This window comes from Lonsdalea britannica (genome assembly GCF_002111595.1).
In the GTDB taxonomy this organism is placed as follows: domain Bacteria; phylum Pseudomonadota; class Gammaproteobacteria; order Enterobacterales; family Enterobacteriaceae; genus Lonsdalea; species Lonsdalea britannica.
This window is the reverse complement of record NZ_LUTN01000012.1, coordinates 95,309-119,326: the sequence shown is the minus strand read 5'-3', so window position 1 is coordinate 119,326 and position 24,018 is coordinate 95,309. Positions and strand designations below refer to the sequence as shown.

The following is a 24,018-nucleotide window of genomic DNA, read 5'->3' as shown; positions in this document are numbered from 1 at the left end:
TAAAGACGATGGATAATAATCAGCAGCAGTTACGACGGGCGATCGCGTCCACCGCCGCCCGCGAGTACGACATTTCCGCTCGCCCGCCGTTCGTGGTGCAAAGCGCCAAGGGCGCCTGGCTGACAGACTGCGATGGTCGAACGATTTTGGACATGACCTCCTCCAACGGCACGGTGCTTTTCGGCCATCGGCGTGACGAGATTGATCGGGCGGTGGTCGATCAGATCCAGTCGCGCGGCATCATCTTCCCGACCACGCTGTCTCCGCAGCGAATTGAGCTGGCCGAACAGCTGGTGGCGCGTTACCCCAGCGTTGAAAAGGCCGTTTTTTTCCGCACGGGATCGGACGGCACCTCGGCCGCGATCAGGATGGCCAGAGCCTACACCGGACGGCGGATCGTTCTGTCCAGCGGTTATCACGGTTGGCACGACTGGCATCGTCAGTTTGGTCAGCTTTGCTACGACCCGGAAACGGATGTCTTCCATTTTGGCTACAACCTGCAGGCGCTCTCTACGGCGTTGGATGTGGCGCGAGACCGCATCGCCGCCGTCATCGTCACACCCGAGTTAGGATGGTTTCCGGAAAGTCATTTCAAAGAGATGGCGCGATTGTGCCGTGCCGCCGGGGTTCCCTTTATCCTCGATGAAGTGATGTCCGGGCTGCGTTACGGCGCACACGGCGTTCACGGCGATGGCGGCGTGGATGCCGATTTGATGATTGTCAGTAAAGGCCTCGCCAATGGCTTTGCGCTCTCGACCGTGGCTGGAAAGGCGGACCTGGTTAACGCCTACGACGCCGCCGGACTGGCGGGCACTTACAACAAAGAGGTGACCTCCATGGCTGCCGCGCTGGTGGCGCTACGGATCTTCAGGGAGGAGCGGCCGCACGACGCCGCGCTAAACATCGGGGCTGAACTGATGAGCCAGCTTCAGCTGGCGGCGGATCAGGTCGGCGTTCCGCTTTGGGTGACCGGCCCGCCGCTGATGTTCAAAACGGTATTTGCCAATGCTGAGGTGGCGGATGCGGTCACGACCGAATGCTTCGCGCATGGGCTGTTTTTAGAGTGCAACGGCACGCACATGATCAACTTTGCCTTTGGTCAGTCGGAGTTGGAACAAGCCGTTTCCATTTTTAAAGCATCGCTAGAGGCCGTTAAAGCGTCCGGCAAAGACGTGGGGGGAGACAGGGGCGCGATCGACGACGCGCGGCGGAAAGACTATGCGCGCTCTGCGTTCGGCGTGGCCTTTGAGTTAGACCTCGAGTCGGATGTCGTTCACGCCTTGAATTTTCGCCGAGGGTCTTATGAAGCCAGAAGCTAACGTCAAAGCGCCCGTGCTGCTGGGGGGCGAAAATCGGTCGGGGACGACGCTGCAAAGTATTATTTTGGATGCTCATCCCGATCTCGTCGTTGCGCCTGAAATCGATTTCCTTGAGCCGCTTGACCTGGGACCGCACATCCTTGAGGCGGCACGGTTGCTCTCCGCCAACGATCCCCGGGTGCTCGGCCCGGGAACGGATACGGAAGATCCGTTCTGGTTCGATGGCGCGCACTTCGTTAAGCAGTGTCAGCGATCGGGCGTACCGAACGACGATTTGATCGAACTGGTCGAGGCCGCGATGGCCGAGCGCAAAAGCGATCTCAGTCGCTTTGTCGATCGCTGCTTTCTGATCGAGAAGATCGGCGCCTATCGACTCAAGAAATACGGCGGCCTGTTCTGGGGGCAAAAGTTGCAGCGAAAAATCGCCCGCATCGATGATTTTGCGCGAATTTGGCCCGAGGCCCGGTTTATCCATATTGTCCGTGACGGGCGAGACCTCTTTGCTTCCCACCTCAAATCCGTCCCCCGTTGGGGATATAAAACGCCGTCGGAAATGGCGCGCGGCTGGATGGAGGTCGTCTCTCGGCCCGTGACCGTGGCGCCGCCGGGGCGCTATCTGGAGATTCGCTATGAAGATCTGGTGATGTCGCCGGCAAAGGTGATCAAACGGATGACCGATTTTATCGGCGTTGAGTGGAGCGACCAGGTGCTGGCTCACCATGAGGTCTCGCATGTGTTGTTTGAGAACCCTTGGGATCATCCTGCCGCGGAAGCTGCCGCTAAAGCGATCTCTACTTCCCCGGTCGGGCGCTATAAGCGTGATTTAACAGAGCGTCAGATCGCCGAGTTCGAGGCGGTGGCGGGGCCTCAGCTTGAACGGCTGGGCTATCCGCTGTCGGAGGGTCTCTGATGAAGTGCGGTAGACACGCCCTGACGAGATATCGCCTGAGTAATAGACGGTTTTTATTTCATGCCTCGGGGCCGGCGCGTGCCGTACTCAGGTCGTTCTGAATTAACTCAATTAAACGTAGGAAGGACACATGGATGTAAAGAATAGAGTCATATTCATTTCATTTGATGGCGTCGCCGTTTCCGGTATCACCGTGGAAGCGGCCAAGCTGGCATCCTGCCTGAATCAGAGAGGCTTCGAGTCATTCATTGATCTGGGGTTCGACATCAAGATCGATAAGGGCAATTTCGGCAGGCCTTATACGGAGGAAGAGAAGGGCGCTTTCGGCAAGATTTTTACGGTGGTGCGAGCGACGGGCGACGGTGAGCTACCGGGCTATACCCCGAATTTTATCGATGATGTCAATAATATGCTGATTAATGGGAGCCTATCTGCCAGCGAAGAAAAAAAGGCGCGCAAGTTGGCCGACGTTCACGCGGTCGCCGAGGTTTTATCCGAACGTATCGTGGATACCTGGCGGGAATTAGGTATTACCCACGTTGTTATTGAAAATGGCACGCTACCTGAAAATATCGTTTACACCCACGCGCTGTATAAAGCGATTACCGCCTATGGCGAAGAGAAACGTCTCGGATGTTTCGTGCTTTGGCGCGATCATGACCTGATGTGGAATAGCGAAACCGCCTGTGGGAAATATGGCGGCGACCCTTGGCCGTATGCCGTTAAACCAATCCCAACCCAATATATCAATTACGTCACGTTAAATAATGCCCTCGCCAGTAAACTCAGCGAATGGTGCGGAGTGAATATCGACGTCATGCGTAATTGCTACTGTTTCGGCGGCGAAAAACCACGGAAATCTCTGCGCCCTGAATTCGGGATGTCAGACAACGATATTCTGATTGCGCGTACGACCCGGCTTGTACCGGTGAAACGTCTGGAACGGGATATTTATCTGACGAAAAAGCTCAATGAGCTGTGTGTCAAAAATAATCAAGAGCCCTGCGTCTATTTGGTTATTGCAGGAGGAGAGCATGAAGATCCTCGCTACTTTAGTTATTTGAAAGACTATGTCAGCGAATTGGGGATGGAGCGGTTTGTCCATTTCATCGGCGCCTTGCAGCATGACTTTATCGACGAAAGCGGCGAGGCGTATACCGTGCAAGATCTTTACGAGTCCTGCGACATCGTCTCCTTCCTGACGTCATACGATTACGACAGCTACGGCAACCCGATTGGAGAGGCCATCAGCCACCAGCGGTGTTATATCGCCAGCCACTACGAATATTACGACGAGGTTTACGGCCAGTACGGTTTTCAAACCGAACTCATGGCTATTTCCGCCGATCAAGATGGCTGGCCGGATGATGATTTTGTGCACCGGGTCTATGGATTGGTTGCCGACAAGTCGAAACGAGAGTTAATTGCGAAACATAATTTCCATATCGGGGAAAAGTTAATTTCCAACAAGATATTTGGCCACGTATTCAATGTGTAATAGGGAGTCGTTATGCGTAAAGAAACATATATATCCATCGTGCTGCCGGTTTATAATGAAGGGAATCGTATCGAAGCCGTCATAGATTCTATTTATCAGCAGAAATCGAAATACGGAATATTTACCCTGGATAACATGGAATTAATTATCGTTGATAATAATTCGACGGATGACTCCATTCAGAAAGTGAAAGTGGCTCAGGATAAATATAAAGACCTGACGGTACATATCATTAATGAAACTACGCAGGGCGTCTCTTCCGCGAGAAAGAAAGGGATGGATTACGCTTCTCAGCGCGCCAGTATTCGTAATATCGAATACGGCGTCAATAATAAGCACTATATCGTTTCCGCCGATGCGGACTGCGAAGTCGATCAATATTGGATCGACGAACTGGTTTATACCATGATCGAACAACAAGGCGATTTGGGCACCTGTAATTACTACTACGACAAAAGTGATTTCGAACTGCGGCCCAATCTGTATCGTGAAATCGATAAAACTCTGCGTTGCCGCCACTTTTCGTTCTCGCTGTTCGGCGGTTTCCCTGACGGTAAAGGTTTCGCGGTCGAAAAACGGATGTACGATGCGGTAGGCGGCATCGAGATTTTTTACCAGTTGGAAGGGGGACGCTTTGTCGAACACCTCTCCGACGACTGGGACTTTGGCATCAAGGTCATTGCCTGCGGCGGTAAGCCGGTCTATGCGCCGGACGCTTACGTCAAAATCAACAGCCGACGCGTGGACACGCTGCTGTACGAGGTGATGAACGGGACCGCTTACGGAAAAGACGGCATCATCATCATGAAAGATGTTCGCCCTACGGAGCACGCGCTGGAAAACTATCAGGATTTGTCGCCTGAACAGGCTGAAATCTCATGGTTTAACTCGATCAAAGACTACATACCGAAAAATATCGTATTGCCGGTCTTATTGAATCCGTCGCTGCTAGTTGATAACCCAGAGGTGATCGAGTTCTTCACGCCGGAAGTGGCGGAAAGTTTGTACCGCCGTATCTATCAAATCAAGTATGAAACCAGCGTCGTCGACTTCAAGCCGATCCACGCATATAAAACGCCCGCCTTCCGCCTCTATTTTGAATTCCGACACGAGATATTCAATTCGCTGCGGCGTTTTGTCGGTGAGGATATCGGCTCAGCACCGCCGCTGCCAGCCTGTTTCGATACCGTGGATGAAAAAGACTTCCTGCGCTTTGTGTACTACTTCTGCGAAGACCGCGAGTCGGGCGAAGCGCATAACTATTTTGCCAATGGCGGGGTGTTTTGATGAATAAGAGCCATCTTGATACCTTGCTCGATCTCGATAGCCGGTATCCCACACCGATAGTGTGTGAGGTGCTGGCGAAGGAAGAGAATGCGAAGCTGCTCGACTATGTCGTCAAAGACCCCTTTGGGTGCCACGTTTTCCCCGGCGATATTGAGGATTACCCGCTCTCTGATTTTCATGCAGACATGGATGTGGAAGTGGGCAAAGCAGAGCGGATCCACCTCTGGGCTTATATCCCAACTTGCCGCTATAAGTGTCACTTTTGCCAGTTCCCTACGGTGATCCTCAACCCGGAATCAGCCAAAGCGGGCGCGCTGTTCACCGAAGTGGTGGATCTGAATATAAAAGAGGCGCAGCTGTGGCTGAAGCATGTTCCCAGCCTCGCTCGTACGCCCGTCGGTGAATTCAACATTTTCGGCGGCACGCCTTCGCTGTTGCCGGAGGCCGAATTGCGTCGGCTGATGGCGTTTTACATGGAGAACTTCAACTTCTCCTCCGCCACGCTGCGGTTTGAAGGCGAGCCGGGCAGCCTGCCTGAAAACTATCTGAGCATCTTGAAAGAGTTGGGATTCACCAAGTTGTCGTTCGGCGCTCAGTCGTTCAACGATCGCCTCATCCATGCCTGCGGCAGAAGACATACGGCGGCGGAGTGTTTTTCTACGTTGGAAAATGCCAAAGCGATGGGGTACGAGCTGATCACGATCGACCTGATGTATGGGCTGATGGGACAGACGGTGGATGATGTGGCCTACGACATGGAGATGGTGAAGAAGTACGACCTGTCGCATGTGGTTTGCACCAAGCTGCACATGAAAGAGTTTATGGAAACCCGCAGCGGCGTGTCGGGGAAACGTAAAAACCTCTGGCAACGCAAGCTGATCTCGCTGGGCGATAACGAAATGCCGAGTCTGGGAAAACAGTACCAGATGCGTCAGCTGGTGGAGGGCTATCTGGCCGACGACTACCTCGAACATCCCACGATGTATTTCCACAAACGTGATTTGCCGCCGGAGAAATGGAAAAGCCTGATCACCGATCTCGACAAGCAATATCCCGAGGTCGCGATAGGGCTGGGCGGAAGCTCTAAGTCGCGTCGCTCCGAGATGATTAACCTGACGGAGTACGGAGAGTATCGCGATGCCCTGAACGAGGGACGTCTGCCCTGCGGATCGATACGTGGCTTCTCCCCGCATCAGCAGCGTGTCAATGCTTTCAAAATGGCGCTATCGACGCTGATCCCGGTTGACGATGCGGTCTACAAACAACGATTTGATGGGGAAAGCTTCTTTGATAATCCCACCATCTCGGCGGCGTTGCCCCAACTTGAAGAGAAAGGGTTGGTGACCGTGGACAACGCCGTGGTGACCTTAACGCCCGCAGGACGAGTGCTGGTGGAAGCCATTATCAACACGCAGTTTGAGTAAGCGACTCTGACGCCTCAGGGCGTCAAATGAGGGAGCTTAAAAATACGGAACGTACGCCGAAAACCCGCCGCCGGTGACTTAGCCCGTCGGCGCGGTTCAGGCGTGTAAGGATGAGTGTGATGCAAAACTTCTCTTCTCGTGTATTCAGTTTTTATTACATTGGTATTGATACCGAAGCGGGGGTCACTAACGCACAGTTTGAAGCCTTTGTGCGTGATAAAGGCGTTCAACTGCCGATTTATCCGGGATGGCGTTGGACCTTGTTGCGCGGGCTGCGCGGGGAACGTACCGACCAATATCTGATGTTGTTCGAAATGAAAAATGCCGAGGCGCGCGATCTGTACGTCGATGAAAACGGCAACCTCACGGCGCTGGCTCGGCAGTTCTGGCAGGATGCGCCTGAGGCGCAGGAGATCCTCGAAGTGTGGAAACATCTGGCCACTTTCGCGGAATTGCCCACGTTGTTCACCGACTACCAGCTTTTGGCGGAAAACAACAAAAGTACGGTGAAACCCGGCCCTCGCTATCATCAAGGGGAGGAGGGGGACGAGACTGCGCGAGTCATCGGCATTCATAATCTGGCCTTGCGAACGGGGGTTACCCCCGCGGAGTTCGAGTCCTTTATCGCGGAGAATCACCACCGCATAGAGGACTATCCCGGCTGGAAATTTCATTTGTTGAAAGGGGAGCGCGGCAACCGGCTGGATCAATACGTCGTCATGATGGAGATTGAGAGCGTGGAGGCATTGACGGTGTTTTATCCGGAGGCGGATATCGGCACTCAGGAAACGGACAAGTTCGCTCAGGCGCATCGCGATACGAAGCAGATGTATGAAGAGTGGAAAAAACTGGCCTCGTTCTCTGGCTCGCCGCAGATTTATACGGACTACATCTCCGTCGCCGAATGCGGAACCTGTGACTAGCACGCCTTCACGTTAGGTGCCGTTGTATGTCTGGTGCGGCACACGGCGAACCCGATAGCCTGAACACTTTGTTCAGGGCTTTTTTATCTTGTTGACGGCGTATTCGACCGTGCTCTATAGACCATGTTGATCATCTGCATCAGAACCGCTGGCGGTCGCTGTCATGACGAACAGACGTAGTTTCTTATTACATTATAAGTGATGGGGTGACACAGTAACGATTGCTCTGCTGCGCTCATGTCACGTATGTGATTGCAATATGGAGTATTTTTTCTTTTTTATGGGCAAGAATCCTGACTGTTTTGATCCCGCATTTTGCCCCAACTGGCTCCCCTCGTTTTCCAATCCGCTGTTGAAACTCATCGGCAAAGCCCTATAACTGGACTATCACTGTTGCAGTAAGCAGTCGCTGACACTCAGTCATCTTGATAGCAGGCGAGACGTGCGAAAGAAAACTTATGCCATGAGATATGTAGCCGGGCAGCCTGTGGAGAGAATTTTCCAGCCGGTGGTGATGCATTATTCCGGGCAGCCGGTATTATCCGGTCCGCTGCCTTTGGAGGACGGTGTTTTACGTCTGCTGGTGTGGAATATTTTTAAACAACAGCGGATGGATTGGCTGTCGGTGCTGAAAGGCTTTGGCCAGAACGCTCAACTGATGCTCCTACAGGAAGCGCAGAGTTCGCCGGCGTTGATTCAGTTCGCCACCTCCCACTATCCTGCCGCCGATCAGGTTCCCGCTTTTTCCCTTCCGCAGCATGCTTCAGGCGTAATGACGCTCTCTGCCGCGCAACCAATGTATTGCTGTCCTTTGCGTGAGCGTGAGCCGCTGCTGCGCCTGTCCAAATCCGCGCTGGTGACGATCTACCGCCTACACGATGGACGTTCATTGATGGTCGTGAACATTCACGCCGTCAATTTCAGCTTCGGCGTCGAGGTCTATACCAAACAGCTGCAGGCTATTGGAGAACATCTGAATCATCACAGCGGACCCGTGATTATGGCGGGGGATTTCAACGCCTGGAGCCAGCCGAGAAGCAATGCGCTCTACCGTTTTGCCGGGGTAATGGGGTTAAAAGAGGTGATGTTTAGCAACGATCAGCGGCGCAGGGCGTTTGGTCGTCCACTGGATTTCGTTTTCTACCGCGAGCTCGACGTGGCGCACGCCTCCGTGCTGGTCACCGATGCTTCCGATCACAACCCGCTGCGGGTGGAGTTCAATCTCTAGGCGCTTCGGCCGATGGCCTGGGGTTTGAATGAACGGCCTTCGCTTTCCCTCGTTTCTGTTGCTGTCACGGCGTTACGCCCATAAAAAAACCTCTCCGAAGAGAGGTTTTTGCTTTACGTGACCGATCAGGAATCGGGAGATTGTTTTTTGCTGACGAACAGCGTCAGTCTGTCGCCCGGCTGGATATTGGCATTCTTGTTAATGACCGTATTCCAGCGCATCACATCTGCGATGTCGACGCCGTGACGTTTGGCGATACTTGCCAGCGAGTCACCTTTGCGAACATGGTAGATGATCGAGCCACTTTTACTGCTGGCATCAGACCCTGCCGTGGCGAAAGATGCTTTCGCGACCTGAAGCGTTTGACCTGCTTTCACCGTATTGCCACGAAGGTTATTCCAGTTCTGCAGGTCTTTGGTGCTGACATTGAGCCGTTTGGCGATGGCGGATAACGTATCGCCTGTACGGACTTTATATTCAGAACCCCGGGTTGTTTGTGCCAGACGCGTCGGCTGAACCGCCGCAATATCTACTTCTGCCAGCGAGTCTTTCAACTGCTCGACATGTGCCTTCGGTACCATAATGTAATGCGGCCCGTTTGGCGCAGTCACATTCTGTTTATAACCCGTATTGTAGCTTTTCAATTTTGTGACGGGTAAACCGGCTAGCTCGGCGGCTTGGGTCAGCTGCATCTGCTGTCCTAAATCCACTTGCGCCAGGGCACGTTCTTCATTCGTTTTCGGCAGGTCAAGGCCGTATTTTTTGCTATGCTTTAAAATGTCGCTTAAAGCCAGCATCTTGGGCACGTAAATCGACGTTTCGTAAGGGAGCGCCAATGACCAGTAATTCGTTGGGCGGCCCTTTGCCTTATTCGCTTTGATGGCTTGCATCACACGACCTTCACCACTGTTATAGGCGGCGATGGTCAGCAACCAGTCTCCATCAAACATCCGGTTAAGGCGCTGCATCATGTTTAATGCGGCTGTCGTGGAAGCGGCGACATCGCGGCGTCCGTCGTACCATTTATCTTGCTGCAATCCATAATGACGTCCCGTTCCTGGGACAATCTGCCACAATCCAACGGCGTTGGCCGACGATTGGGCGTTTGGATTAAAAGCGCTCTCCACTATGGGTAGCAGTACCAGTTCCATCGGCATTTTACGTTGCTTAATCTGCTCGACTATCCAGTACATGTACGGCTCTGCCCGTAATGTTACATCGTGGAGATAGCTCTTATTTTTCAAATAACGCTGTTTCTGCTCGCGGATCCGGGCGTTTTCCGGAACCTCCATCTTCAGCTCACGACTAATTAAGTTCCACAGGTCCTGCTGCGCGAGGCTGTCATCATCCAACCATCGCGCCCCGGTCTCTCGACCTTCGGCATACTTTCCTGCTTCACTTTGACTGGCCGAAGACAGACTCTGTGCATGTTGTTTGGGCTGGGAGGTATCATGGGGTGAAACCTGGCAGCCTGCCAACAAGACCGAGGCGATAAGTATCGCTTTAGCCTTCATATTTTTGTCAACAGTTGCTCAAAAGACGAACGATCATACTTTGATTGGTCAATGCGTACAACTAAAACCTTCAGAAGTGGTCCTTCATAGCCCTTAGTTGCGCAAATGTCTGCCAATCGCCCCTGGTGCTCACATCGTTAAATATTTTTCTTTGTAAATCAGTGTTATGACAACGTAAAAAAAGATTAATATTTCGCTCAAAACCGAGGTTTGTCGGGACTGTTGACAGCCCTTTTTCCCTTAATTGTCTGACTTTTAGCAGATAGTCGGCAATTGTCGGTTCCTCTGGCCATAACCGATGGGCGAACTCCAGGTTTGACAACGTATATTCGTGAGCGCAACACACCAATGTCTCATTCGGTAGCCGGGAAAGTTTGCTTACCGATTCAAACATTTGTTCCGGTGTGCCTTCAAAAATACGTCCGCATCCAGCGGAAAACAGCGTGTCGCCGCAAAACAGGTATGGAGCGCTATAATACGCGATATGTCCCGCTGTATGCCCTGGGACGGAAAAAATAGAAAATTCCGAGTCCAGCAACGTCAGGCGGTCGCCCTCGTTTAAGATATGTGTCGTTCCGCTGCGGGAAGTTTCCTGCGGACCGTAAATGTCGATGTGGGGAAAGCGTTCCTTCAAGGCTTTTACGCCGCCGACGTGGTCCTGATGGTGGTGGGTTAACAGAATAGCCACCGGCGTAAGCTGCTGCGCTTCCAGCGCCGCCAGCACCGGCGCGGCTTCTCCGGGGTCGACGATCACACACGCCTTGTGTTGATTGATCAGTAACCAAATGTAGTTATCTTTGAGTGCGGGAACACTGATAAGATTCATGGTGAGTCCTCTGTTTGCCGTTACCTGTGGAAGATACTAGAACATGAAGCCAGCACAAACTGTCCAGACTGTAGAGGCTCCTGATTCATGGGACTCCATCCCCTGGGGGACATCCTATCGCGATACGCTCGACGATGCGCTACAGCCGTGGTGGCCGAAGATTTTTGGTTTTCACCTGGTGAGGGTAGGCGCGCTGAGCGCAGAATTGAATAGCGCGGACTGCGCCATCCCCCATCAGATTAACGTTACCCAGAACCGTGCCTGTGCGGATGTCATCGCCGACCCGTGCCAACTGCCGTTTATCGAGAAATCTGTGGATGCCTGTCTACTGATTCACGCCCTGGCGTACTCCAGCGATCCCCATCGCGTGCTGCGGGAAGTGGATCGTGTGTTGATCAACGATGGCTGGCTCATCATCAGCGGTTTTAATCCGATGAGTTTGATGGGATTGGGAAAGGTGGTGCCGGGGATCCGGCGTCGACAGCCGTATTGCAGTCGAATGTTCAGCCAGATGCGGCTGCAGGACTGGCTGAATCTGCTCAACTATGAAATCGTGCATCACACCAGCTGCATGCCTTGCCCTGGCGTCAGCAAGGGCAGGGCCGTTGGAACAACCATCTGCCGCTGCTGGGATGTTTGAACCTGATTGTGGCGCGTAAACGCACTGTGCCGCTAACGTTTACGCCGATGCGTTCCAGACTGAAAAAAACACCGATGCGCAGTCCGGTGGGCGTGACGAAAAGTTATCGTCGCGGCCCGGATTAATCCTGTTTGTAACCGACGTCATCCTGTGTTGGAGAGCCTGCCGCTTCACGCGCTAGCTGATCGCAACGTTCGTTTTCCGGGTGACCGGCATGGCCTTTCACCCATTCCCACTGGATGGTGTGGTGGTGGATCGCTAAATCCAGCCGCTGCCAGAGATCGACATTTTTTACCGGCTTTTTGTCGGCGGTTTTCCATCCGCGTTTTTTCCAGTTGTGAATCCAACTGGTGATCCCCTGACGGACGTATTGGCTGTCCGTACTGAGCGTCACGTCGCACGGTGTGGTCAGCGACTCCAGCGATACAATCGCCGCCATCAACTCCATGCGATTATTCGTCGTGAGACGGTAACCGGCGCTGAGCTCTTTTTCGTGCTGTTTATAGCGCAACACCGCGCCGTAGCCCCCGGGGCCGGGGTTGCCGAGGCAGGAGCCGTCGGTGAAAATTTCTACCTGTTTACGCATCTCTGGTAGACTCTTGTCCATGCTGAAAACCACAAGTCTGACATAAACGAAAACGATGAGCACTGAAATAACACGACAAATCGTCCTGGATACCGAAACCACGGGTATGAACAAGTTGGGTGTTCATTACGAAGGTCATCGCATCATCGAAATCGGTGCCGTTGAGGTGATTAACCGTCGTCTAACCGGCCGCAACTATCATGTTTACCTCAAGCCCGATCGCCTGATCGACCCGGAAGCCTATAACGTTCACGGGATCAGCGACGAGTTCCTGGTCGATAAACCTACTTATGCCGACATTGCCGACGACTTCATGGACTTTATCCGTGGCGCCGAGCTGGTCATCCATAACGCGGCGTTTGATATCGGCTTTATGGACTACGAGTTCCGGATGCTGCAGCGAGATATTCCCAAGACGGAAACTTTCTGCAAAATCACGGATAGCCTGCTGTTGGCCCGTAAGCTTTTCCCCGGCAAGCGTAACAACCTGGATGCGTTGTGCGACCGTTATCTGATCGACAACAGCAAGCGTACGCTACACGGCGCGTTACTCGATGCCGAAATTCTGGCGGAAGTCTATCTGGCGATGACCGGCGGCCAGCGTTCGCTCGCGTTTTCCACGGATAACGAAGGGTCGCAGCAGGCGAATCAGGGAGACACTATTCAGCGCATCGCGCGTCCGGCGTCAGCGTTGCCGGTGATCTACGCCAGCGATGACGAGGTAATGGCGCATGAACAGCGGCTCGATCTGATTGTGAAAAAAGGCGGCAGCTGCCTGTGGCGTGATTGAACATCGCCTGAGCGAAAACAGACTCTGCGCTGGAAATCTGAGCAAACAGAGTCGGTTAGCGTGAAAAAGCATTGACGTGATTAGGGCACCATTTTAGTATTCAACCCGCTCACAGAGCGCAGAGTGGAGCGGTAGTTCAGTTGGTTAGAATACCTGCCTGTCACGCAGGGGGTCGCGGGTTCGAGTCCCGTCCGTTCCGCCACTTATCTTTCCCAGGGTGTTGTTCAACATCCTGGATGAAAAAACCGCATACCTTTAAAAGGGTATGCGGTTTTTTTTCGTCTCGATAATCCCCGACATAGCCGTATATCCGACGCGAAATAGCCCTTAAATGGCACTCGCATCGGAAAGAGAAATTTCATAGGTCATTTGGGCTCTGAGGCTGACAAAAGGGGGCTCAGGACATCACGGCATTCCCATTATTCAGTTTTTACCGAAGAGCAAGGAGTCAATGGTGGCCACCATTCGCTTCCTGCTTTATGTCGAGGTAGTTTGAGAAGCAAAACTAGCAACTAAAAATGATGAGCTGTCTTATTGGCATGGCCTGAACTTTCTATCAGAACTACGGGTAAGAAAATCTGGCGTTTTCGATACCAGCACCCAATTCCTCAACGCGTACTAGCATCATGCCAGGCCATTATCCCGCTATGACGCTGGTTGCCACGCGTACCCTACACGATGAATATATTGTTTTTTTGACCAAAAACTTCGCCCAAAACAGACCACGCTTTACGGCGCGTTTTTCGAACTTATCGCACGGTATGCTGCGTGTCTGCATCTAAAAAGGATGAAACCACACTATCTACATCCACCCGATGGGGAAGTATTGAGGGGGCACCGTATGTTAAATCCAGTAGGAACGGCAACGCTTCACCACAGGACATCTTGTTTGCTTCTGTATAATTTGTGCATAGATTTGACAGACACTTTGCTCATCAACACGATGATCCCTCTTTCCCTTTCTCAAGCGCTTCATTTTTCGCTAAAACTGCTATCCCCCATACACACACTTAAAAGTTAGTTAACTAATCAATGATGTTTATTATTATCTAAGTAAGAACAAAAACTTAACATAAATTTTACTTATTTTTTAATCTTTTATATCATTGATTTTAATATGTAATATTTAAAATCTTTGGTTTTTTTCTGTATTTAATAGGTTGGAGATAGTTTAGTGAAATAGAAGTGTTATTGACATAAAAAAATTGAGGTGATAGGTTCGATTACACCTTGCATGAATTTAAATAAAAATCAGTAAATATTTAAATAGGCAGGATGGTTTATGGAAAACCTAAAATTTTTTAAAAGCTTCCCAGTAAACAATGATTCTAAACCTCTTATATTATGCTTTCCTCATGCCGGAGGGAATTCAGAAGATTATTTGAAGTGGCAAGAATTTTTGGAATTGGATGCCACTCTCATGGCTATGTGTCTACCTGGGACAGGACGTCGTTTTTCTGAAAAATATCCTTCCAGTGTGGAATCGCTGACTGAAGAGATTGCTAAGAATATAGACCGGTCGGGCATTAATAATTATTACCTTTTCGGCCATAGTATGGGAGCAATATTGGCATATGAAGTCGCTCTCAAGGTGAGGGCTTCTCCAAAAGGGCTAATCGTATCCTCTAGCGCAGCCCCAGCCGGCGTGCCTTCATCCAGAGTTCTGAAGATGAACGCTATGTCAGACCAAGAATTTTCTAAAGAAATCCTTTTTTTTAATGGAATGGAAGAAGGTGCTATAACGGAAGAGCTCATCAGTTTTTTTCTAAAAAAAATCCGGAAAGACTTCGAATTGATAGGTAGATATAAGTATCAACCTAAAAATAAACTTTCAATACCTATCTATAGCGTTGTCGGAGACAATGATTCTCATGTTTCGCTCGAAGCAATAACGCAATGGAAGAAAGTTACAACGACGGAATATAAAAACCATATCGTTCCTGGAAATCATTTTTACTTCAACGAAAATCCCGAGCTAATCGCTTCTGTTATTAGAGATTGTATCAGTAGCGAAAACAATAGTGAGATATTTCACCAGTCTTTAATAATATAAATCTATTAAAGAAAAGATTAGGGTAAAACTATGACTGTCAATATTGAGGCAAGTCAGTTTATTAAAACACAAAAACTAAAAGGTGAATTATTTAAACGCCTGCATGCCAACGGCGTGCCTTTCGTTATGCCCAATCCATGGGATCGCGGCACGGCTATTTTAATGGAAAAGGCGGGATTTATTGCGCTCGGCACCACCAGCGCCGGACTAGCTTTTTCCCTCGGAAAGCTTGACCGCACCGCGGCGGTAACCTTGGAAGAAACTCTGGAAAATGCCAGTCAGATAGTCAGCGTGACCGATTTGCCCCTTTCTGTCGACTTGGAAGATGGTTTTGCCAGCGATGCCGATGGCATTATCAGCAACATCATGGCAGCAGCGGCCACCGGGGCCGTGGGTTGTTCTATCGAAGATTATTCCGGCGACGAACAGCAACCCATCAGAGATTTCTCCACCTCACTAATGCGTGTCGAAGCCGCTGTGGAGGCGGCCAGAAGACTACCTTTCCCCTTTACCTTAACGGCACGTGCTGAAAACTTTCTGTACGGCATCCACGATCTTCAGGACACCATTGCACGGCTGAAAGCCTTTGAAAAAGCAGGTGCGGATGTGGTGTATGCCCCGGCGCTGCCGGATGCTGAATCAATTAAAACGGTATGTCGTGCGGTCAATGTGCCGGTAAACGTGCTGCTAGGCGCAGGGAATCGGCTGACCGTATCCGAGTTGTTTGCCCTTGGCGTCACACGCGTTAGCCTGGGATCGGCCTTATCCCGCGCGGCGCTGGGCGGCTGTTTCTCTGCGCTACAGGAGCTTCAACAAAACGGAAGCTGTACTTTTCTTGACCGGTCTGTCGGCTATTTTGACGTGGCGAAGCTTCTCACGAAAGGAAAACTCTGATGGTTGGCGATGTTTTTGCGCAGATAAAAATGACCGCCCTCCATTATGAACTGGGCGAGGAAACACTGCCTTACGATCAGCTCCCAGGCTGGCAGCAGCGTGCCGCAATGTTTTCTATGCCTGAGCTGCCTGAAATGTGGGGATGGGGAGAGGTACGCAAGACTACATCCTCATTTATGCAGTTGGCGTTGGAAAGTGCGCGTAAAACTTTAGCTGATTCGGTTGAACCCATAGACACGGTCATTTTTTGCAGCAGCTCACTGGCCGCCAATGCCGATGAGCAAACCCGCATGCTTTGTACTTTTGCCGATGCTTTGCAGCTGAATCAGGCCGAAATAACAGGTGTGACGCTGGGGCGCTGTACCAATTTACTGAAAGGCGTACGGCTGGCCCAGGCGCGGATTGCGAGTGGGCAATCAAACGCGATTCTCCTAGTGGCCAGTGATTGCATGGCAGATGCAAAACCACGGTTGGAAAATTTTGCCTTGTTCTCTGACGGGGCGGCAAGCTGTGTGATAACTGGCAGCGGCCATCCCAGCGAGGGATTCACCATCTTAGCCAGTGCAGAAAAACAGGATCTCTCCACGGTTGCCGACGGACTGTCTTCAACACTGGCAATCGCAGTTAATCAGCAATTGTTTGCCGAGACGCAAATTAATATCAGCGATATTAGCCTTTTATTTCATACCAACGTTTACCTGCCGCTGTGTAATTTGAAAGAACGCCAGGCAGGCTACGCCGCTGGACAGCTGTTCACTGACAACATCGCCCGAATTGGCCACTGTTTTTCCGCCGATCCGTTGATCAATCTTATTGATGCTGAAGTCAGTGGACGACTCCCCGCTCAGGGTATCTTCCAACTGGCTGCGAGTATTCCCGGCGCACGAGCGTCAGTTCTGTTGCAAAAAAGGAAAGAAAAGTGAATACGACAATCAGGGACTGCACCACGGCACTTCCTTATTTACAGTTTCATTTTTCGCCGGAGGCGAAGCCTGTGCTGGATGCGTGGCTAGAACAAGGGTCCGCGAAGACGCTGTATAAAGCGTTTGCCAGCGATATTGAGAGCGAAGGGCAACAGCTGCTGGCCCTCCAGTTAACTGAGACCTTATTGGCCAGTACAACAGCGGATTTTCCGCCGCTGACCGCCGTAGAACTGCCCGCATTTATTGCCACGGCAAAGACCACGTTGTTCAAGCGGGTCGAGCGACTGTCGCAGGCGAATGATGACGATCGTAAACAGCTACTGCGTCAGCGTGCTCTGTTAGCACTGATTGCAGGCTGTTGGTTGGATTATGTTTCGCAGCCCGCCACCGAACCCGCTGAAGTGGTTTGCCTCCTTGGTGGACAAAATTTTGCGCTGAAAGGGCATGGTGAAATAGCCAACAGCCAGCAAAGGCTGCGTTACCGCCAGTTCGCCGCGATGGGTATCGCCATACCTGAAGTTTACACTTCTGGCATCACAGAATGCCTCGGAAGTGTTGAACTCACCGCCTGGCAGGCGTCTTTCTGGTTGGCGTTGTCCCGCTTGCCCGCCAGCCATCTGCCAGAAGTGGTGGGGCTTCATTACGCTTACTACTGCCTCGGTTTTGATGATGCGCTGCTGGGGTTGCCCGCGCCTATCGCTCAGGTGCAGCTTGATACGCTGATGGCCACATTCTTGCGCCACTGTCAGCAGGATGAGCAAGGGGCGGTCAGCGAAAAACGCATGCTGAATGCTGTGGTTCGTGCCGTAGATCTAGAGCTAGCCAACAGCGAGATGTTGTTGGCGCTGCAAAGCCAACTGGCGCAACGCACGCCGGACGACCGCATGGCGGAGATTGTTCGTCGTCATCTGCCGCTGGCAGGTAAACATCATAAGCGTATCCGTCTGGAAAAATGCAGCCTAGCGGAGTGTCCGGAGCAATTATCTGATACGGAGACATTTTTACGCGCCCTACGCGCCTCGCCTTACTTTCGCCAGTTACCGTCAGGTGAATGCAGTTTTCAGAAAGCGATCCGTTTTGGCGGATCAATGTTTGGTATTTTCAGCCCCCAAGAAGCGGCAACCATGGCTCGCTGGATAGCCAATTCGCAAAGCGGGGATGACATTTGTCTCAGCGACTTTACGGACGCAGGAAGTGAGCAGTCAGCAGTCTGGCTAAAACGCTGCCGAGATACTTCTCTACAATCGCACGTTGTCTGGCAGAGTGCGCAGTTGCCCGATCACCGGGAGCTGTTGTGGCGCCTGGTGAATATCGAGCATTACCCCTGTCATCTGGCGCGATTAAAACTGCGGGTTGAGCAAACGTTGCAACAAGCAGAAGCGCTTTTCACCACCGGCAGCAGTGGGCGCTACACAGACGCCAGCTATTTCAGTTACACCCCGGAAGCGCTGTTGGCGCGCATGGAAAAAATTTACTGGGAAAAACTGGTGCACCCTTATGAACGCCTGACGGAAATCCCCGATCGAGAAAGTGTGCTCTTTGGCCAAAAATTGATGGCGCTAGGTAGCATGATCGATGGCGCTTGGGCGCACCGGTTCGGTGGAACCCTGCGTAATCACCGGCGCGTTGATGGCAAAATGCTGGCGATCTACGCCGACGAAATGGGGCTGGGTGAATATGAGAAAAATCACATCACTCTGATCCTGCGGGTGCTGAAAAGCATGGATATCAGCCTGCCGCACATCCGTGAAAAAGCCTTCTGCCAGCAGGAAGAACTGCCCGATATCTACGATTTTTCGCTGCATCAGTTGGCAATATCGCAGTTTCCCGACACTTTTTATGAAGAACTGCTTGGCTACAACCTAGGGATTGAAATGCTGGGACTAGGCGAAATGCGCATGCATGAGATCCAGAAGCTGCGTCGCTATGGTTTCGACACCATTTATGAAGAAGCGCATTTGACTATTGATAATTTCTCCGCAGGGCATTCCCGGCAGGCGGTTGATCTGATTATTGACCATTTGGATGACAGTAAACTCGGTCTAAGCGAGGACGAAGTTCAGCAGCGCTGGCGGCGCATCTGGCGCGGCTACGCTTCCTTTGCGCTTTATGTTGAAACTGATCTGCCAACAGAGAACGTGCCTGAAAATACAAATCACAGCGAATTACTGATCTGATCTTCACACCACAATCATTTAACAGCCGATCTCACAGGGCAACGCTGCGGAGAAGAGCATGGATACAGGGCTGCGCAATGGATAATCTATTCAGTCATGATAATGCAATGTTAACGGTGCCTTTTTACCAACCAGAGCATATTGAACAGATCGCGGCGCTGGATAGCTGGTGCCAGCACCAACAATTTGCATGGCAACAAGACGGCGCGGATCCTGCGACGCAGGGCAAACGTCTGCTGCAACTGCTGGGCCGAGCTGGTTGGCTGGCGCACCTTGACGGACCGGAGCATCACTTTAGCACCGATGCGCGTAGCGCGTGTTTATTTCGCCAGACGCTGGCTTATCACAATGATTTGCTGGACTTCGCTTGGTCGATTCAAACCTTAAGCGGAAGTGTGATTCGCCGTTACGGTAACGACGCGCAGCGCCAGTTGTATTTGCCCCGGCTCGCTAGCGGTGACTGTGCGGCTGCTTTCGCCATATCAGAGCCGGAGGCGGGATCGGATGTCTCCGCAGTGGCACTTGTCGCTGAACGTGAAGGTGACCATTATCTGCTGAGTGGCGATAAAGCCTGGATTGCGCAAGGCGACATTGCCGGTTGCCTCATTGTCATTGCTCGCACAGGTGAAGGCCCGGGACCATTAGGCCTGAGCGCCTTTATCGTCGATGCCTCGCTGGCAGGTATCTGCAACAGGCCGCTGGAAGCCCTTGCTCCGCGCTCTTGGGCGCATCTGCACTTCGATCGCGTCAGGGTTCCTGCGGAAAACCTGCTGGGTAAGCCGGGGCAGGGGTTCATCATCGCGCTGGATACCCTGGATCGCTTTCGCATGACGGTCGCCAGCGCGGCTATCGGTTTTGCCCGCCGCGCGGCGGATATTGCGCTACGCCACGCCTCGCTCAGAAAAATCTACCAGGGGCGGCTCATTGACTTACAACTGGTGAAAGCCACCTTGGCAAAAATGGAGATCACACTGTCTGCAGCTACGCTGATGACGGCACATGCAGCCTGGCAGATGGACAACAGTGAGCCGGGGTTTGGTAAAAGCTCGGCAATGGCGAAATACTTCTCCACGGAACAGGCGAGCCGCATTGTTGATGATGCATTGCAAATGCTAGGGGCCGCTGGTGTGGTGGCTGACAGCGCTATTGCTCGGCTTTATCTGCAGATCCGTCCACTGCGTATTTATGAAGGTGCGTCGGAAACGCTGCTGATGAATATCGCCTCGGCACTGGATACCCACCGTCTTAAGCTCCGGGAGGATCTGCTATGAGCCATATTGCACTTAATCCCTTCAGCGCGATTCAGCATGAAAATCCTTATGGCTGGTACGCCATGCTGACGCGTGAGCAGCCGTTCAGTTTTGATCCGGAGCTAAAGTTGTGGATCGCTGCGGATGCGGCCTCGGTCACGGCGGTTCTCGAGGCGTCACAGCTTCAGGTGCGTCCTATTTCGGAACCCGTTCCGGTTGGCCTCGTCGGCACTGCGGCAGGCGACATTTTCGGTAATCTGGTGCGGATGCGCGAAGGAGAGCACCAACAGCGGTTGAAAAGCATTATCGTGCAGGCGATCGCCTCCGCAGATTTGCAGCAGGTGCAGCAAAAGGCATTTGCGAACGCTCTTCGCGGTTTGCAACAGCACGGTGAAATTAACGATCTGGTATTTACCCTTCCGGCCGCAATAGTCGCGTCGCTGTGCGGTTTTAGTGATGACGCTCTGCCGGAAATGAGCGCATTAATCGCCGAATTTGTACTTTGTATTCCTGCTTCTGCCAGCGCTGAACAGCAGGCTCGAGCCAGTTTAGCCGCGGAGCAACTGCTCACGCGTTATGGCAGTCAGCTTGAGCAGGTCAAAGAAGGGACCTTGCTGGCCGCGCTACTGCATGCGGCGGTGGCCGATGACTGGACGCACCAGGCTGCACTGATTGCAAATAGCATCGGTTTACTTTCGCAAACGTATGATGCCACCGCCGGATTGATCGGCAATGCTCTACTGGCAGCACAGCGCTATCCGCAATCATTCATCGAGGCCTCGCTGAACGACTTTGTGGAAGAAGTCGCGCGATTTGATGCGCCGATCCAGAACACCCGCCGCTTCGCCGCCGCGCCATTCCGGTGGCGCGGTGAGGAAATCGCCGCGGGCGATACAGTACTACTGTTGCTGGCTGCCGCCAACCGAGATCCCCAGGCCAACCCGCAGGCGGACTTATTTATCCCAAACCGCACTGACCGCCGTTGTTTCACCTTTAGCAATGGACGCCATCGTTGCCCGGGTCAAGGTGTGGCGGTGGCGATTGCCAGTGGTTTTCTCGATGCGGTGCGGCAGCATGACGCTGTAGCGATTAAGTCGCTCCATTGCACCGGCTATCTGCCATCTGGCAACGCGCGTATCCCCAAACTGATCCTTTAACGGCTTACAAGGTTTATTTATGAACGCTGAAAAAGATTTGCCCTGTGCTTTCGTGCTGACTGGCGCATTTTGGGTCATATGCCGCAATTCACTTTACCTGCGTGAGCTGGCGAACCGGGACATTACCATTCTGGTCGTCACGCCGGAATCCTATCGTCAGGGGGCTGAGGCCGCTCGTCAGAATAAGCACAGCATCACTGGGTTGATCGCCGATATTGCCTATGTTCAGGGAGCGCTGGATCGGGAAGCGTCTTTTAACCCCAGTGTCGTGGCCGCGCTGCAACAGTGGCAGCAGCAGTACCATATCGTGGGGGCTTTTGCGGTAGGAGAAACCTTGGTGGAACCGACCGGAATCATTGCCGATGCGTTAGGCCTGAACAGCCCAGGTCTGCGGGCAACCCGCGTGTGCCGCAGTAAATATTTGCAGCGTTTTTACTTAAGTCCATTCAGCCCGCCTTCGCGAGTGATTGCACCGGAAAAGCGCGAGGAAATTGACTGGAGTACGCTGCCTTGGCCATTGATCGTAAAACCGGCGACGCGGCACTCCTCATCAGGCGTCATTTCTGTGGATAACGAACGGCAGGCACGCGCGGCGCTGGTGGATTATCCAGCTTATGAAACCCTGCTGCTGGAACAACGGATAGAAGGGCAGGAGTATTCGGTGGAGTCATTGGTGCAGGATGGCGAAATCATATTCTCTTCCGTAACGCACAAAATGACCACCGACCAGCACAGCAACACCTTTGTGGAGCTAGCACATACCGTGCCCGGATTGGGATTCGAAAATGCCCTGCTATTGCAATCTACCCGGCAGGTGCTGAGTGCGCTGGCGTTTTCTGATGGTATTGCCCATTCCGAGTGGCGCGTAAGCCTTGATGGCAAACCTTACCTGATGGAAATTGCTGCCCGCACGCCGGGAGACGGCATTCTGCCACTTTACCGGCTGGCCTGTGGGGAGCCGTTGGAGTCCGCCATTATCAAAATCATGCTTGGTGAGAAAGCGCGTTATCCGATACCAATGCGTGTAGCGCGCCAGGTTTATCTGGAACATACGCCGGGTGTGCTAAGGGACGTGCATGTGCGATGGCCTGATGTACAGGTAAGTTGGATTGAGGATAACCAGACCTGGCCGGAAATTCTTCCGGGACAGCTTCAGGATCCGCCGGTATTACGCGCTGTTTTTGTTCACAAGCAACGCGGCGAATCGCTCACAGCGCTGCGTTCTTCCGACGATCGCGCCGTTACCTTCTTTATCGATGCTGCTAGTGAGGCGGAGCTCAACCTACTGGAAGCAGACGTTCGTGCATCCATCACTGTAGATATTGAGGTAGACCATGACTAATCATTCCGCCATGCCTGGCGTATGGGAAACCTTTGCGCAAAGCCCGCTATCATCGAAGGTCATTCTGTTCGGTGTGATGATTAATCGCCTTTCGGGCTTTTTACAGATTTTTATTGTGCTGTTTCTTCTTTCTCTGGGGTACACCCATCAGCAGACTATCATCGCGCTATTTGTTTACGGCACCGGTGCGGTAATGGGCGCGTTGATGGGCGGTAGCCTCAGCGAGCGGCTGGGGGCTCGTACTGCCACCATGATCAGCATGGGTGCCACGGCGGTGCTGACAGCAGCGCTGCTTTATTTGCATCATTTTACGACGATTTTGTTGGTGGTGGCGTTAGCTAGTCTCTGCGCCCAATTATTTCGACCGGCGTCCTCGACGCTGCTTTCGCAGCAAACGCCAACTGAGCGACAGACGATGATTTTCGCCATCTATCGGCTGGGGTTAAATTTGGGAGCGACGGGCGCGCCGCTGATTGGCTACGCGCTGTATCATTGGGGCGGAGAAAGCTTTACCTGGCTGTTCTGGGGCGAGGCGATCATCGCCGGGCTATATGCGCTGCTGGCAATGCTGACTTTACCCGGTAAACCCCGTAGGACCGAGGGATCACCATTACCTGCCACACAATGTGGAGGCAGCTATCTGGACGTGTTGGCGGACCGCCGAATTGTGCTCTTTTTGCTGGCAACCCTGTGCCATTCAGCTGTATTTGTGCAGTACATTACCACGTTGCCCATGTACGTAGAAGATCAGAACATTGGCCTGTTTTGGTACACGCTGGCGGTGTCGTTGAACGGCGTAATTGTTATCTGCTTTGAATTGCTTATAACCAAAATCACACAGAACTACGCCAGACGTAAAATGCTGGCGCTGGGATTTGCGCTGATTGGCAGTGGCGTCGCGTTTTATGCTGTGCCGATCGGCCCTGCGGCGCTGATTGTCGGCACGCTGATCTGGTCGGTTGGCGAGATCATCTCCGGCCCCGCATTTTTTGCCTTCCCTGCTAATGCCGGACCGAAACATCTCAAAGCACACTACCTAGGCAGCTTTCACTTTATGTTTAGCATGGGTATCGCGTTGGGGCCGGTGGTTGGTGGTTGGCTTTATTTGCAACTTGGTACTGCCATCTGGCCGGTTATTTCGCTCGGATCATTTTTCGCCGCGGTGGTTTGCGGATATTGCGCTACGGAGACCTCGATAGGAAAAAATCAACACAGCCCTGCTGAAAATGTCGATGCAAGCAAAGTTGCTGAATAACTATCTTTGATTATGTATGAAG

At 52.4% G+C, this 24,018-nt stretch carries 19 protein-coding genes, 1 tRNA gene and 1 pseudogene; 18 read left to right on the top strand and 3 right to left on the bottom strand.

Annotation, left to right across the window (positions count from 1 at the left end):
- Window positions 1–8 precede the first annotated feature (8 nt).
- From AU509_RS11575 to AU509_RS11545, 7 genes are all read left to right on the top strand, one after another.
- Window positions 9–1,319 carry an aminotransferase class III-fold pyridoxal phosphate-dependent enzyme gene (locus AU509_RS11575; RefSeq protein ID WP_162896322.1) on the top strand — a complete coding sequence of 437 codons (1,311 nt, stop codon included), beginning with the start codon at window positions 9–11 and terminating at the stop codon, window positions 1,317–1,319.
- The gene (locus AU509_RS11570) at window positions 1,303–2,229 is read left to right on the top strand and encodes a sulfotransferase family protein (RefSeq protein WP_085653415.1); all 927 of its coding nucleotides are present in this window, start codon (window positions 1,303–1,305) and stop codon (window positions 2,227–2,229) included. Before AU509_RS11575 ends, AU509_RS11570 begins: the two co-directional genes overlap by 17 nt.
- Before the next feature lie 130 nt (window positions 2,230–2,359).
- Window positions 2,360–3,727: a glycosyltransferase family protein gene (locus AU509_RS18320; protein ID WP_094118392.1), complete on the top strand. Its 1,368-nt coding sequence runs from the start codon at window positions 2,360–2,362 to the stop codon at window positions 3,725–3,727.
- 12 nt (window positions 3,728–3,739) lie between these two features.
- The gene (locus tag AU509_RS18315) at window positions 3,740–5,014 is read left to right on the top strand and encodes a glycosyltransferase family 2 protein (RefSeq protein ID WP_085653413.1); all 1,275 of its coding nucleotides are present in this window, start codon (window positions 3,740–3,742) and stop codon (window positions 5,012–5,014) included.
- Window positions 5,014–6,438 carry a radical SAM protein gene (locus AU509_RS11555; RefSeq protein ID WP_094118391.1) on the top strand — a complete coding sequence of 475 codons (1,425 nt, stop codon included), beginning with the start codon at window positions 5,014–5,016 and terminating at the stop codon, window positions 6,436–6,438. The genes AU509_RS18315 and AU509_RS11555 overlap by 1 nt, the downstream gene beginning before the upstream one ends.
- Before the next feature lie 119 nt (window positions 6,439–6,557).
- Window positions 6,558–7,361, top strand: coding sequence for a hypothetical protein (locus tag AU509_RS11550; RefSeq protein ID WP_094118390.1), 804 nt, complete (start codon window positions 6,558–6,560; stop codon window positions 7,359–7,361).
- Window positions 7,362–7,803: 442 nt separating this feature from the next.
- Complete coding sequence (locus AU509_RS11545; RefSeq protein WP_094118389.1) at window positions 7,804–8,589, top strand: endonuclease/exonuclease/phosphatase family protein; 786 nt, start codon at window positions 7,804–7,806, stop codon at window positions 8,587–8,589.
- A 125-nt stretch (window positions 8,590–8,714) separates the two neighbouring features.
- Here AU509_RS11545 and mltD read toward each other — a convergent pair whose 3' ends face one another.
- Both mltD and gloB read right to left on the bottom strand, forming a co-directional pair.
- The gene (gene mltD, locus AU509_RS11540; protein WP_094118388.1) at window positions 8,715–10,103 is read right to left on the bottom strand and encodes a murein transglycosylase D; all 1,389 of its coding nucleotides are present in this window, start codon (window positions 10,101–10,103) and stop codon (window positions 8,715–8,717) included.
- Between the two features lie 70 nt (window positions 10,104–10,173).
- On the bottom strand, window positions 10,174–10,929 hold the full coding sequence (gene gloB / locus AU509_RS11535; protein ID WP_085653408.1) for a hydroxyacylglutathione hydrolase: 756 nt from the start codon (window positions 10,927–10,929) through the stop codon (window positions 10,174–10,176).
- A 43-nt stretch (window positions 10,930–10,972) separates the two neighbouring features.
- Between gloB and AU509_RS11530 the strand changes: the two are divergent.
- Window positions 10,973–11,694 (top strand): annotated as a pseudogene (locus tag AU509_RS11530) (class I SAM-dependent methyltransferase).
- On the opposite strand, the gene rnhA reads toward AU509_RS11530, so the two are convergent.
- Window positions 11,691–12,257 (bottom strand): ribonuclease HI, encoded by a 567-nt coding sequence (gene rnhA, locus AU509_RS11525; RefSeq protein WP_162896321.1) that lies wholly within the window; start codon window positions 12,255–12,257, stop codon window positions 11,691–11,693. The pseudogene AU509_RS11530 and the gene rnhA sit on opposite strands and share 4 nt — an antisense overlap.
- On the opposite strand from rnhA, the gene dnaQ reads away from it, so the two are divergent.
- The 10 genes from dnaQ to AU509_RS11475 all read left to right on the top strand — a co-directional run bounded on the left by dnaQ (window position 12,211) and on the right by AU509_RS11475 (window position 23,996).
- Window positions 12,211–12,945, top strand: coding sequence for a DNA polymerase III subunit epsilon (dnaQ, locus tag AU509_RS11520; RefSeq protein WP_094118387.1), 735 nt, complete (start codon window positions 12,211–12,213; stop codon window positions 12,943–12,945). The two genes, rnhA and dnaQ, sit on opposite strands and share 47 nt — an antisense overlap.
- 125 nt (window positions 12,946–13,070) lie before the next feature.
- A tRNA-Asp gene (locus tag AU509_RS11515) sits at window positions 13,071–13,147 on the top strand.
- Window positions 13,148–14,227: 1,080 nt separating this feature from the next.
- Window positions 14,228–14,998 (top strand): thioesterase II family protein, encoded by a 771-nt coding sequence (locus AU509_RS11510; protein WP_094118386.1) that lies wholly within the window; start codon window positions 14,228–14,230, stop codon window positions 14,996–14,998.
- 30 nt (window positions 14,999–15,028) lie between these two features.
- Window positions 15,029–15,892 (top strand): isocitrate lyase/PEP mutase family protein, encoded by an 864-nt coding sequence (locus AU509_RS11505; protein WP_094118385.1) that lies wholly within the window; start codon window positions 15,029–15,031, stop codon window positions 15,890–15,892.
- The gene (locus tag AU509_RS11500) at window positions 15,892–16,815 is read left to right on the top strand and encodes a hypothetical protein (protein WP_094118384.1); all 924 of its coding nucleotides are present in this window, start codon (window positions 15,892–15,894) and stop codon (window positions 16,813–16,815) included. Before AU509_RS11505 ends, AU509_RS11500 begins: the two co-directional genes overlap by 1 nt.
- Window positions 16,812–18,992 carry an iron-containing redox enzyme family protein gene (locus AU509_RS11495; protein ID WP_094118383.1) on the top strand — a complete coding sequence of 727 codons (2,181 nt, stop codon included), beginning with the start codon at window positions 16,812–16,814 and terminating at the stop codon, window positions 18,990–18,992. The genes AU509_RS11500 and AU509_RS11495 overlap by 4 nt, the downstream gene beginning before the upstream one ends.
- A 107-nt stretch (window positions 18,993–19,099) precedes the next feature.
- On the top strand, window positions 19,100–20,263 hold the full coding sequence (locus AU509_RS11490) for an acyl-CoA dehydrogenase family protein (RefSeq protein WP_244200982.1): 1,164 nt from the start codon (window positions 19,100–19,102) through the stop codon (window positions 20,261–20,263).
- Window positions 20,260–21,399, top strand: a complete 1,140-nt coding sequence (locus AU509_RS11485) for a cytochrome P450 (protein ID WP_094118381.1) — start codon at window positions 20,260–20,262, stop codon at window positions 21,397–21,399. The genes AU509_RS11490 and AU509_RS11485 overlap by 4 nt, the downstream gene beginning before the upstream one ends.
- A gap of 19 nt (window positions 21,400–21,418) precedes the next feature.
- Complete coding sequence (locus AU509_RS11480) at window positions 21,419–22,741, top strand: ATP-grasp domain-containing protein (RefSeq protein WP_094118380.1); 1,323 nt, start codon at window positions 21,419–21,421, stop codon at window positions 22,739–22,741.
- A complete protein-coding gene (locus AU509_RS11475) occupies window positions 22,734–23,996 on the top strand; it encodes an MFS transporter (RefSeq protein WP_094118379.1) in 1,263 nt (420 codons plus the stop codon). The genes AU509_RS11480 and AU509_RS11475 overlap by 8 nt, the downstream gene beginning before the upstream one ends.
- Window positions 23,997–24,018: the final 22 nt, after the last annotated feature.